This window comes from Microbispora sp. NBC_01389 (genome assembly GCF_045040095.1).
GTDB lineage: Bacteria > Actinomycetota > Actinomycetes > Streptosporangiales > Streptosporangiaceae > Microbispora.
The window spans coordinates 3,251,217-3,262,886 of record NZ_CP109552.1; the positions used below are offsets into that span (position 1 = coordinate 3,251,217).

General features: G+C 74.4%; 9 protein-coding genes. 8 read left to right on the top strand and 1 reads right to left on the bottom strand.

The window, feature by feature from the left end; translation table 11 throughout:
• Positions 1 to 27: 27 nt before the first annotated feature.
• A complete protein-coding gene (locus OG344_RS14840; RefSeq protein WP_327043850.1) occupies positions 28 to 300 on the top strand; it encodes a WXG100 family type VII secretion target in 273 nt (90 codons plus the stop codon).
• Between the two features lie 263 nt (positions 301 to 563).
• Here the strand turns inward: OG344_RS14840 and OG344_RS14845 are convergent, their stop codons facing one another.
• Positions 564 to 5,483, bottom strand: a complete 4,920-nt coding sequence (locus tag OG344_RS14845; RefSeq protein WP_405088711.1) for an FtsK/SpoIIIE domain-containing protein — start codon at positions 5,481 to 5,483, stop codon at positions 564 to 566.
• Between the two features lie 526 nt (positions 5,484 to 6,009).
• Here OG344_RS14845 and OG344_RS14850 point away from each other — a divergent pair.
• The 7 genes from OG344_RS14850 (at position 6,010) to OG344_RS14880 (ending at position 11,582) form a co-directional block, all read left to right on the top strand.
• A complete protein-coding gene (locus tag OG344_RS14850; protein WP_405088712.1) occupies positions 6,010 to 6,693 on the top strand; it encodes a hypothetical protein in 684 nt (227 codons plus the stop codon).
• Between the two features lies 1 nt (position 6,694).
• Positions 6,695 to 7,498: a hypothetical protein gene (locus tag OG344_RS14855; RefSeq protein ID WP_327043853.1), complete on the top strand. Its 804-nt coding sequence runs from the start codon at positions 6,695 to 6,697 to the stop codon at positions 7,496 to 7,498.
• Complete coding sequence (locus OG344_RS14860) at positions 7,495 to 8,814, top strand: ATPase, T2SS/T4P/T4SS family (RefSeq protein ID WP_327043854.1); 1,320 nt, start codon at positions 7,495 to 7,497, stop codon at positions 8,812 to 8,814. Before OG344_RS14855 ends, OG344_RS14860 begins: the two co-directional genes overlap by 4 nt.
• The gene (locus OG344_RS14865) at positions 8,811 to 9,782 is read left to right on the top strand and encodes a type II secretion system F family protein (protein ID WP_405088713.1); all 972 of its coding nucleotides are present in this window, start codon (positions 8,811 to 8,813) and stop codon (positions 9,780 to 9,782) included. Before OG344_RS14860 ends, OG344_RS14865 begins: the two co-directional genes overlap by 4 nt.
• Entirely contained in the window at positions 9,779 to 10,789 is a 1,011-nt protein-coding gene (locus OG344_RS14870; protein ID WP_405088714.1) for a type II secretion system F family protein, read from the top strand. The genes OG344_RS14865 and OG344_RS14870 overlap by 4 nt, the downstream gene beginning before the upstream one ends.
• The gene (locus tag OG344_RS14875; protein WP_405088715.1) at positions 10,789 to 11,025 is read left to right on the top strand and encodes a hypothetical protein; all 237 of its coding nucleotides are present in this window, start codon (positions 10,789 to 10,791) and stop codon (positions 11,023 to 11,025) included. Before OG344_RS14870 ends, OG344_RS14875 begins: the two co-directional genes overlap by 1 nt.
• A gap of 101 nt (positions 11,026 to 11,126) precedes the next feature.
• Entirely contained in the window at positions 11,127 to 11,582 is a 456-nt protein-coding gene (locus OG344_RS14880; RefSeq protein ID WP_405088716.1) for a TadE/TadG family type IV pilus assembly protein, read from the top strand.
• Positions 11,583 to 11,670 lie beyond the last annotated feature (88 nt).

Below are 11,670 nucleotides of genomic sequence, written 5' to 3' on the forward strand. Positions count from 1 at the left end.
CCCCTTTGTCGATGGAGGAGTGACTGAATGAGTAACAGCTTGCTCGGCGGCGACCCCGCGGAGATGCAGGGCATGGCCGCGCAGTTCGGCCAGCAGGCGGACCAGGTTCGCACCACGATGGCCGCCCTCGACCGCGAGGCGGCCAAGGTCGGCACCGCCTGGACCGGCCCCGGCGCGCAGCGCTTCCACGACGCCTGGCAGAGCTACCGGACGGCGTTCCAGCGCATGTCGGAAGAGCTCAACGAGGCCTCCCGGGTCATCACCACCTACCGCGGCAACATCGAGTCCGCCACCCGTTAACGAAATCCGCACGATCTCGGCCGGGCGCCTCGGCTGACGAGGCGCCCGGCGATTCGTGAAAAAAGGACGGTCTTTATGCCGAAAAAGGGCTGAAATAGTCGTCCTCGTCCCACCGCCGGACGCCGCCCATGCGGCGTCCGGCGCTGTGTCACCCGGTCACCCGGTCAGGTCACCCGGTCACCCGGTCAGGTCACCCGGTCACCCGGTCAGGTCACCCGGTCACCGGGTCACCGGGTCACCCGGCTCAACACCCGGTCACCCGGTCACTGGGGGACGGCCGCCTGGATCGGGGTGGCGGTGCCCGAGATGACCAGCAGCCCCCGCCCGGGAGGCCCGCCCACGGCGCCACGCGGCAGCCGTACAGTGAACAGGTCCCCGTCGGCGGGGCTCTGCACGTTGAGCAGCAGGCCGGTCCGGCCCTTCCGCGCCTCGGCCGCGAAGCCCCGGTAGGCCGTCGCGAGGTCGCCGGTGGTCCCCGCGACGAGCAGGCCGTGCTCGCCGTCCCGGCCGGTCCGCAGGATCTCGTCCAGGGCCAGCCCGAGCGGCGAGTCGGGGGAGATCAGTTCCGCGTCGTCCACGACCACCACGTAACGCTCGTGCCCGGAGACCAGGGCCAGCGGATCGAGCGCGCCGGGCAGGCCGCCGAACTCGTCGGCGCCGCCCCCGGTCACGCTCCTGGCGTTGCCGTCCAGGACGGCGAGCACTCCGGACACCCCGGCGAGGTCGCGCAGCGGGCTGCGGCGCGGGGTCACGACGAGCACCGGCGTGCCCCGGCCGAGCAGCGAGCGCGCCGCCGTGACCAGCGTGGACGACCGGCCCGATCGGGGCGGCCCGGCGATCACCGCCGCCGGGCCCTGGCCCTGCAGGTCCACGCCCAGCGGCGTGAGCGCGTCGCCGCCCGCGCCGAGCAGCGCCCACAGCGCCGACGGCGGTTCGAACGCCGGAGCCAGGTCCATCGTCTGTTCCGCCGTTATCCGCATCGGCAGCGCGTCCACCCGCAGCGGGGGCTCCGACGGCCAGGCCCAGGCGCGGGCCGCCTCCCCGCCGTCCCCCGCAGCGCCCGTCCCGCCGCCGGTCGCGCCCTCGGTCGTGCCCCCGAACCTGGTCGCGGCCGTACGGGCGAGATCCTGCAGGACCGCCACCTGCGCGGGCCCGGAGGGGTCGTCGCCCAGCAGCGCGAACTGGCTCTCCACCAGGCCGTGGTCGCCGACCGACAGGGCCCGGCCCGGCGGCATGGAGGTCGGCAGGTTGCGTACGGGCAGCCCGGCGAGCCCGTAGTCGGCGGGATCGGCGAGCCGGAGCACCAGCCGGTCGTCGAAGACGGTGGAGATCTGCCCGATCAGGCCCGACCGGTCGGAGGTGACGACGGCGCGCAGCCCCACGGCCGGTCCCTCCCGCAGCAGTTGCAGCATCGCGTCGACCAGTCGCCCGTAGTCGTAGTTCTCGAAGGCCGCGACGTATCCCTCCCAGCGGTCCAGCAGCAGCACCATCCAGGGCAGCGCCCCCACGCCTGAACGGTCCCGGGCCGCCGGCGGCCTGGTGCCGGCCCGGGACCTGGCGGCGCCCCGCGCCTCGGCGAGCGAGGCGTACCCCGCCTCGGCCAGCAGGTGCTGACGGCGCCCGACCTCCGCGCGCAGCCGGGTCAGCAGGCGCTCCACCCGGTCCATCTGGTCGCGGGTGACCACGGCGCCGCAGTGCGGCAGCGCGACGAGCGGCAGCAGCGCGCCCGACCCGCAGTCGACGGCGTGGACGTGCACGTCCTCGGGGGAGGCGCCGGCCGCGATCGACCCCGCGATCGTCCGCAGCGCGCTGGACCTGCCACTGCGCGCGCCGCCCGCGATCAGCAGGTGGCCGCCGTGGCGCGGGTCGAGCGTGAGCGCCCGCCGGTCCTGCCGCCAGGGCAGGTCCGTCACGCCGTACGGCAGCGGCGGCACCTCCTCGATCCCCGGCCGGTACGGCGGCGCCGCCGTCAGCGCCCCGCCGTCGAGCGGGTCGCTCCCGGACCGCCCAGACCCGGACCGCTCAGACCCGGACCGCCCCGCGGCCGCGGCCTCGACGTCGAGGACGACCCGGTCCGGGAGGGGCGGCAGCCAGGGGCTGGGCTGGCGGGGCAGCCCGTTCCCGGCCTCCAGCAGCGCGTCGACGAGCAGGGCCAGGTCGCTGCCGCTCCCCGCCTGGGCGGGCGGGGCGGGCAGCGGACGGCCGAGCGCGGGCCAGGGCAGGTCGAGCACCCGCAGGTCCTCGGCGCCGCCGTCGGCCGTCCCGTTGCCGCGGACCCGGGCATGGGGGGTCCGCCCGCCGATCCTCGCCGTCTGCACGGCGACCGGCGTGGACGAGCCCGCCCGCACGTAACAGCGGCCCGGCGTCGCCCGCGAGATGTGCGCGGCGTCCGGCACGTCGATGACGTCGCCGGACTCGCGGGCGTCGGTCACCCGCAGCGCGATCCTGAGCGAGGTGTTGGCCTGGATGTCGGCGGTGACCACGCCGCCCGGCCGCTGGGTGGCGAGGATCAGGTGGATGCCGAGGGAGCGGCCCCGGCGGGCGATGTCGACCAGGCCGTCCACGAAGTCGGGCAGCTCCGCCACCAGCGCGGCGAACTCGTCGATGATCAGGACGAGCCGGGGCAGCGGCGGCAGGTCCCTGTTGTTCCCCGCGCTCTCCGGCACCGGCGCGGCGAAGATCCCGCCGCCGCGCGCCCGCCGGACGCCGCCGGTGCCGAGGACCCAGGTGGCCCCGCGCGACCGCTGGTAGTCCTCGATGTCCTTGGCCCCCGCGTCGAGCAGCAGGCGCTCCCTGCGCCGGATCTCGGCGGCCAGCGACGACAGGGCCCGCTGGGTCAGGTGGCCGTCGAGGTCGCTCACCATGCCGACCGTGTGCGGGAGCCGTACGCACTCCTTGAAGGCGGCCCCGCCCTTGTAGTCGATCAGCACGAACGTCATCTCGTCGGGCCGGTTGACCACCGCGAGCGAGCAGATCAGGGTCTGCAGCAGCTCCGACTTGCCGGCGCCGGTCGTGCCCGCGACCAGGGCGTGCGGGCCGTCCCTGCTCAGGTCCACCTCGAACGGCCCCTCCGGCCCCACGCCGATCAGGGCCCGGGTCGTGCGGCCCTGCCGTTCCGCGAGGGCGGCGGGGTCGGGCGAGACGTCCAGCAGGTCCAGCAGGCGGACCGCGTCGGGCAGGGCGGCCGACGGGTCCTCGCGGCTGACGTCGCGCAGCGGGGCGAGCGCGCGGGCCAGGCGCTCGGCCCAGGACGGCGAGACCCGGTCGGCGCGGATGCCCGTGATCGGGTCGAGGCCGCCGCCGTGGAGCCGTACGCCGCCCGCGGCGTCGCAGGACACGACCGTCGCGCACTCCTCGGGCAGCAGCCGCTCGTCGTCGTCGATCGCGATCGTGTAGACCCCCGCCCGGGGGCCCTGCCGCAGCACCTGCGGCATGCCGGGCAGGCCGCGCAGCACCTGCGCGCCGTCGAGCACGACGAGCACGTCGAACGGCCGCTCGTCGTAGGTCGTGAAGGCCGGCTCGGCGGGCCGGTTCCCGCCGCGCCCCAGGTCGTCCCAGCCCGCCGGGCCGCCCGACAGGCGGGCGCCGCGCGGCGCCCCGGGGTAGGGGCCGGAGCCGTTCTCGGTGTCGAGCCGTTCGGCGACCAGGGCCGCGAGCTCGGCGACGCGTCGGGCGGCGGCCTCGGGGTCGGCGCCGACGAGCGCGGCGCAGTCGGACGACAGGGCGCCCCCGCGGGCGGCGTCCGGGGCGCAGTGCGGCAGCCAGCGGACCCAGCCCCACTGCTCGCCGCCGTCGGCGTTGGCCGACAGCACCACGACGGCGAGGTCGCGCGGGCTGTGCAGGGCGGCGGCCTGGCCGACGAGCCACCGGGCGCAGCCGAGGGCCACCTCCCGCGGCCCGGTCAGGCCCGCGACGCCGAGGCGGCGCATGACGAGCGCGACCGGCACGTCGTGGCAGACCGGCGGCTCCCGCCGGGCCGCGTCGGGGGGAGTGCCGGTCTCCGGTTCGAACTCCAGGTCGGCGGTCAGGTCGGCCAGCCCTATCCGCAGCCGCAGCGCGTCCTGGTCGTGCACCCGGCGCTCCCAGAGGCGGCGGCGGGGCCCGGTCGCGGTGAGCAGCACCTCGGCGGGGTCGGGGGCGCCCTGGCGGCGGGCCTCCTCGTCCTGCCGCACCGCGCGGGCCACCTCCGCCTCGAAGGCGGCCGTCCGCTCGCGGTACGCCTTGACCGCCTGGCGGTGCTTCTTCCTGCCGTGCCTGCGGTCGCTCACCCACTGGCCGATCATGATGAGCGGCGTCATGAACGCGATCAGCAGGTAGTACCACGTGTGGGTGACGAGGGCCATGACCACGCCGAGGACGGCCGGCAGTATCGCGGCCAGCAGCTGCAGCCGCATGCCCTCGCCGCGCTTCGGCTCGGCCGGGACGGTGAACCGCCGCTGCCGCTCGGGCCGCTGCAGGCGCGGGGGCCGGTTGTAGGCGAGGCCGCCGTCCGGCAGCGCGTCGAGGTGGGCGTCCGGGGGCCGCACCGGGCCCAGAGACAGCACGGAGCCGCCGCAGGAGAGCATGCCGCCCGCGGGCCACTCGACCGCCTCGGTGACCGGCTCGCCGTCCAGCCGGGCGACCGGTTCGCCGGCGGGCGCCGGTCTGTCGGGAGCGGGTCCGGCGGGCTCCACGGTGGCCGTTCCCAGGGCGAGCCGGACGACCAGCGCGACCGGCGGCATCCTCGGATCGGGCACCGAGATCGCGCAGGCGGGGTCGGCGCCGACGGTGTGCGCGCCGAGCCCGATCCGGTGGACCACCCCCGCGCCGGGCCCGCCCACCACGCGCACCTCCGCCGGGCCGCCGGGCTCCTCGGTCACCGTGGCGGCCGCGGCGTGGCCGTCCAGGGCCACGAGGTCGCCGTCTCGCAGCAGGCCGAACACGACCGCGTCGGGGTCGAGCGGCCGGCCGTCCACCCAGAGCCGCGTCTCCTGACCGGGGGCGGGCACGGCGGGCCGGTCCCGGTCCATGTCGTACGGCGCGCGGGCGCGCGGGAGCCGTACGACGTTGGCGGGCCGGGCGGACGCGCCCTCCAGCGTGGCGGTGAGAGCGCCGGTGAGGGCGGCGACCGTGGCGGTCCCGTCTCCCTCGACCAGCACGTCGCGGTGGCCGTGCTCGGTGACCACGGTGAGCGTAACCCGCATGCGCAGACTCCCAGACGGCGGTGGTGCGGCGGAGAACTCCGGAAAGCGTTTCATCCCGGGGCGTTCCAGTGAAGATCTTCGCCGAGGTCCGCTCCGGTGCCGCCCCGCGTCCGGCTGTTCTCCCGCGGGACACCGTAGCCGCGCACAGGCCGCTCATCTGGGCGTTTCCCGGAATAGGTAAAAGCGCCTGTCATCAGGCGACGTGTGACGGACCGGGAGACATGCCCGGCACGACCCCGGCCGCGCTTCGCGAGATGCGCCTGTGAAGGATGTGACAAGTGGGGAAGAAGTGGTCAGTTACTATCATGAAATGTCGGGATAGTAAAGCCTTGTGTCGATATGGCGATAGATCGACTCCCGTTGACAGGCGTATTCCTAACGGATAAGCATGGGTCGCCACTTCGCGCCACTTATGGCGGCGGTAGCTGGCCATAATGGAGTGAATTCGGAGCACCGGTAAGACCGTAATTACAATCAAGCGGCCCGAAAACAGAAGGGGCGCCGTCATCCTGGGGGTCCCCCGCCCATGAGGATCAGCGAGAAGCCGTCGCAGGACGCCCGCGCGGCCGCCCGGCCCGGCCTGTCCGGGCCGGCCTCCCGCAAGCTGCCCGTCCCGCCGAGGGAGCGCAAGCCCGCCCTCGCCGCGCTCGCCGTCCTCCTCATCCTGGGCGGCGCGCTGGCCACCACCCTCCTGGTGATGCGCAGCGGCGACCGCGTCTCGGCCGTGCAGGTCACCCAGCAGGTGGGCGCCGGACAGCTCATCCCGGCATCGGCCCTGAGAGAGGTGCAGATCGCCGACACCGGCATCGACTACGTCGCCTACCGCTACAAGGAAGAGGTGGCCAAGACGTACGCCGCGGTGACGCTCCTGCCGGGCACGCTGCTCACCCAGCAGATGACCGCGAAATCGACCGACCAGGTCGGCCCGGCCAAGGCCAAGGTCGGCCTCTCGCTCAAGGCGGGGCAGATGCCCACCGACCTGAGGTGGAGCGAGATCGTCCAGGTGGTCTACGTGCCCACGGCCGGTCGCGGCTCCGCGACCATCCCGCAGAAGGTGCTGACGACCGCCGCCCGCGTGGTGAACATCTCCACCGGACGGTCCGGCGGTGGGCTGGTCACGATCGTCGTCGACACCACGGTCGCGCCGACGATCGCGCAGTACGCCTCCAGCGGGGAGATCGCGCTCATCTCGCTTCCGGGGGTCAAGTGACGTGGCGCTGATCGTGCTCGCTGCCGACAAGGGGGCGCCCGGAGTGACCACCGCGGCGACGGCCCTCGGCGCGGTGTGGCCCCGCCCGGTGCTGCTCGCCGAGTGTGATCCGTCCGGCGGCGACCTCGCCTACCGCCTGCCCGGGGCCGACGGGAGCGTTCTCAACCCCGGCCGCGGCCTGCTCAGCCTCGGCGCGGTCGCGCGGCGCGGGCTCCACACCGATCTCGTGTACGAGCACACGCAGAAGCTCGTCGGCGGCCTCGACGTGCTGGCCGGGCTGACCAGCGGCGAGCAGGCGGCGGGCCTCACCTGGCTGTGGGGGCCGCTCGGCCGGGCGTTCGCCGCCCTGCCGCAGGCCGACGTGCTCGCCGACTGCGGCCGCCTCGGGCTGCACGCCCCGATCAACGACCTCATGGCCGAGGCCGACCTGGTGGTGCTGTTCACGCGGGCCAACCTCGACCACGTCGCCCACCTGCGTGAACGGCTGTCGCTGCTCGGCCGCAAGGCCGGTGTCGTCGTCATCGCCGACCCCCGGTCGTACCGCACCTCGCTGGAGGAGATCCGGCGCATCGTGTCCGGCTGGGACGTCGCCTTCGTCGGCGGCCTGGCGCACGACCCGAAGGGCGCGGAACTGCTGCGCGGCCAGTGGGGCGGCAAGCTCGACCGCAGCCTGCTGATCCGTACGGCGCGGGAGCTGGCCACCCGCCTCGCCACGCACCTCGCGGGCGGCGGCGAGGAGTCGCCGGCGGCGCGGCGGCAGCCGGGCGGCCGGGCCACGCGGCGGGCCCCGGAGGTGCGGTCATGAGCGCCCAGGGGCGGACCGTGGACCACGGCCTGGTGAAGCGGTTCCGGCAGGAGGTCGGCGACCGGCTGGCGCACCAGCGGCGGCTCGACCAGGCGAGCGGCCTGCCGCCGATGTCGGGGGAGGACGAACGGCAGTTCGCCCGGGCGCTGATCGCCCAGGTGCTGGAGGAGTTCGCGCGCGGCGAGATCGGCGTGGGGCGCACACCGCCGACCGCCGAGGAGGAGGAGGGGCTCGCGGCGGGCATCCACGCCGCCCTCTTCGGCGTCGGCCGCCTCCAGCCGCTGCTGGACGACCCCGAGGTCGAGAACATCGACATCAACGGATGCGACCGGGTGTTCGTCAGCTACGCCGACGGCCAGGAGCTCATGCACGACCCCGTCGCGGAGTCGGACGAGGAGCTGGTCGAGCTGATCCAGATCCTCGCGGCGTACTCGGGCCTGTCGTCGCGGCCCTTCGACACCGCGAACCCGCAGCTCGACCTGCGCCTGCCGGACGGCTCGCGGCTCTCGGCGGTCATGGACGTCACCGTGCGGCCCGCGCTGTCGATCCGCCGCTCCCGCCTCGGCAAGGTCTTCCTCTCCGACCTCGTCGGGAACGGCACGCTCACCCCCGAGGTGGGCAGGTTCCTCACGGCCGCGGTCGCGGCGCGCAAGAACATCATGCTCGCCGGGTCGACGAACGCCGGGAAGACGACACTGCTGCGGGCGCTGGCCAACGAGATCCCGCCGACCGAGCGGCTCATCACCGTGGAACGCGCCCTTGAGCTGGGGCTGGACCAGTTTCCCGAGTTGCACCCGAACGTGGTGGCCTTCGAGCACCGCCTGCCCAACTCCGAGGGGCAGGGAGAGATCACGATGGCCGAGCTGGTGCGCCGCTCGCTGCGCATGAACCCCTCCCGGGTGATCGTGGGCGAGGTGCTGGGCGACGAGATCGTCACGATGCTGAACGCGATGACCCAGGGCAACGACGGGTCGCTGTCGACGATCCACGCCAACTCCAGCATGGAGGTGTTCAACCGCATCGCGACCTACGCGCTGCAGGCCGTGGAGCGGCTGCCCATCGAGGCCACCCACATGCTCATCTCCGGGGCCATCGACTTCGTGGTGTTCATCGAGAAGCGCAACGACTACCACCGGGGCGGCACACTGCGCCGCTACGTGTCCAGCGTGCGCGAGGTCACGGGCTGCGACGGGCGGGTGCTGTCCTCGGAGGTGTTCGCGACGTCGGGCGGCTACGTGGTGCCGCACGCCCCGATCTCCTGCGCGGACGAACTGGCCGCCCACGGCTACGACCCGGCGATGGGAGCGTGGCGATGAGCGGCCTGCTGCCCGTGCCCCCGGACCTGCTCGACCCGCTGGTGCTGCTGCCCGGCGCGATGGCCGGCGGCGGGATCTTCCTGCTCGCCCTGGCCGTGTACGGCGTGCGTCCCCGGCCCGCCGCCCCCGACGGCAGGGCGAAACGGGCGGCGCTGCTGCGCACGCTGTCCACCAGGATGGCGGTGGCCCTGATCACGGGGGTGCTGGTCCTGGTGGTGACGGGGTGGCCGGTCATCGCGGGAGGCGCCGTACTGCTGGTCATCGCGTGGCGCGGGCTGACCGGCGGCGCGGCCGAGGAGCGGACCGCGATGCGGCGGCTGGAGGGCCTCGCGGCCTGGACCGAGTCGCTACGGGACACGATCGCCGGCGCCGCGGGCCTGGAGCAGGCCATCCCGTCGTCGATCCGGGCCGCGGCCCCGACGCTGCAACCCCACCTGCGGGCGTTGGTCGACCGCCTGCACATGAGAATGCCGCTCTCGGACGCGTTGCGGATCTTCGCCGACGAGCTGGACGACACCTCCGCCGACCTCGTCGTGGCGGCGCTGATCCTCAATTCCCGGCTGCGCGGGCCGGGCCTGCGCGACGTGCTGTCGGCCCTGGCCGTCTCCGCCCGCGAGGAGCTCGACATGCGCCGCCGGGTGGAGGCCGAGCGCAGGTCCACCCGCAAGAGCGTGCAGATCGTCGTCGGCACCGCCCTCGTCTTCGCCGGCGCGCTCGTCGTGTTCAACCGGTCCTACGTGGAGGAGTACAACTCCGTGCTGGGCCAGGCCGTGCTGGTCGTCGTGGCCGGCCTGTTCGGCGCGGGCTTCGCGTGGATGCGGCGGCTCGCCCACTTCGACAAGCCCGCCCGGATCCTCGCCCCGCATCCGCGGGCCGAGGTCTCTCAGCCGCAGACCCGCCCCCCGGCGCGGCCGGCCCCCGCCGGAGGAACCGCCGGCGGTCTCGCGGCAGAAGGGAGGACGCCGTGATCAACACCGTGCTCGCCGGGGTGGTGCTCGGGCTCGGGATCTTCCTGCTGCTGCGCGCGCTGTTCCCGGCCCGGCCCGGCCTGCTCGCCCGGCTCGCCGCGCTCGACCAGGCCCGCGACGGCACGAGCGTGCCACGGGCTCCCCTGATCGCCGCGGAGGAGGACGTCAGCGAGTTCCGCCGTACGCTCGGCGTCCGGCTCGCCCGTTTCTACGAGAGCCGCGGCTGGGAGGTGCGCTCGACCAAGGCCGACCTCGCGCTGCTCGGCAGGTCGTTCGAGGGCTTCCTGGCGACGAAGCTGCTGCTGGGGGTCTCCGGCCTGCTGGCGTTTCCGCTGCTGGTCGGCTGGCTCGCGCTGATGGGGTGGGGGGGCTCGCTGCAGGTGCCACTGTGGTCGGCCCTGGTCGTCAGCGTGGTCTTCTTCCTGCTGCCCGACCTGCAGCTCAAGCGGGACGCCGCCGAACGGCGCGGGGACTTCCGGCACGCCGTGGGGGCCTTCCTCGACCTCGTGGCGATGAACCTCGCAGGCGGCCGGGGCGTCCCGGAGGCGCTGATGATGGCCGTCTCCGTCGGCAGCCCCGCCGCCGCGCCCGGCGCGCTCAACGGGACCCTGAACGGCGCCTCGACCGGCACCGGGAGTGGCGCCGGGAACGCGGCCGGGCCCGCCCCCGGCGCGAACTGGGCCATGGAGCGCATCCGCGAGGCGCTGGCGAACGCCCGGATCGTCGGCATCACCCCGTGGCAGGCACTCGGCCAGCTCGGCGACGAGATCAACGTCGACGAGCTGCGAGACCTCTCGGCCGCCCTCGGGCTGGTCGCCGACGACGGCGCCAAGGTGCGCTCGTCACTCACCGCACGGGCCGCCACCCTGCGCCGCCGCGAGCTCGCGGAGGTCGAGGGCAAGGCGGGCGAGCGGTCCCAGTCGATGCTCGTCGCCCAGCTCCTGCTGTGCGCGGGTTTCGTGATTTTCCTTACCTTTCCGGCAGCCATGAAGATGTTGGGGGCCTGATGCTCTGGTTTCACTATCTGGTCGCCGTGCTTAACGTACGGCTCGACCGCGCCAGGACCGCTCCGTCCAGGGGAGCCTCGGCGGTCGAATGGGTGATCATCACCGCCATCATCGCCGGCGTCGCGTTCGGCCTGGCCGCGCTGATCAGGACACTGGTCGAAGGGCGGCAGGCCGACATCGAAAACGGCTTCGGCGGTGGCGGCGGTGGCGGCGGTGGCGGCGGCGGCGGAGGATGACAAGGGTGCAGGGCGGACGCGGCCGCGGACCTCGCGGCTCCCGTCCCCGGCCACATGCCGCCGAGCCGCACGGACCAGGCGCCGAAGGGCCGGGCGGCTCCGTGCGACGGCGGCGTGGCGAGAAGGGCGGCGAGCGGCGGGGTGAGCGGCGGGGTGAGCGGGGCGCGGCGGTGATCGAACTCGCCATCCTGATGCCGATCGTGCTGGCGATCGTGTTCCTGATCGTCCAGGTCGCGCTCTGGTTCCACGGCCGTCAGGTCGCCGACGCCGCCGCCCGGGAGGGCGCGCGGGTCGCCAGGGCGGCGGGCTCCTCCGACGGCTGGCAGGACGCGGCGGAGGGCAAGGCCCGGCAGATCGTGCAGGCGATCGGCCCGCAACTGCTGCGCGACGCCGAGGCGAAGGCGTGGGAGCAGGGCGACCAGCGGGGCATCGAGGTCACCGGCGACGCCGTACTCGTGGTGCCGCTGCTGCCCGAAATGGCCATCCACATCACCTCGCGCTTCGGCGGGCCCGTCGAGTGCTTCCGCCCGGACGACGGCTCGGAGGGGTGCGAATGACCCCCCGCTCCGCCCCGGATCCCAGTCGCGACCCGGCTCCCCGGTCTGCCCTGGACTCCCGCTTCGTCAGGAAAGGAGAGCGCGGCTC

Coding starts and splice junctions, on each gene's coding strand:
- OG344_RS14840 (WP_327043850.1), top strand. CDS start 28: ATGAGTAACAGCTTGCTCGGCGGCGACCCCGCGGAGATGCAGGGCATG.
- OG344_RS14845 (WP_405088711.1), bottom strand. CDS start 5,483: ATGCGGGTTACGCTCACCGTGGTCACCGAGCACGGCCACCGCGACGTG.
- OG344_RS14850 (WP_405088712.1), top strand. CDS start 6,010: ATGAGGATCAGCGAGAAGCCGTCGCAGGACGCCCGCGCGGCCGCCCGG.
- OG344_RS14860 (WP_327043854.1), top strand. CDS start 7,495: ATGAGCGCCCAGGGGCGGACCGTGGACCACGGCCTGGTGAAGCGGTTC.
- OG344_RS14865 (WP_405088713.1), top strand. CDS start 8,811: ATGAGCGGCCTGCTGCCCGTGCCCCCGGACCTGCTCGACCCGCTGGTG.
- OG344_RS14875 (WP_405088715.1), top strand. CDS start 10,789: ATGCTCTGGTTTCACTATCTGGTCGCCGTGCTTAACGTACGGCTCGAC.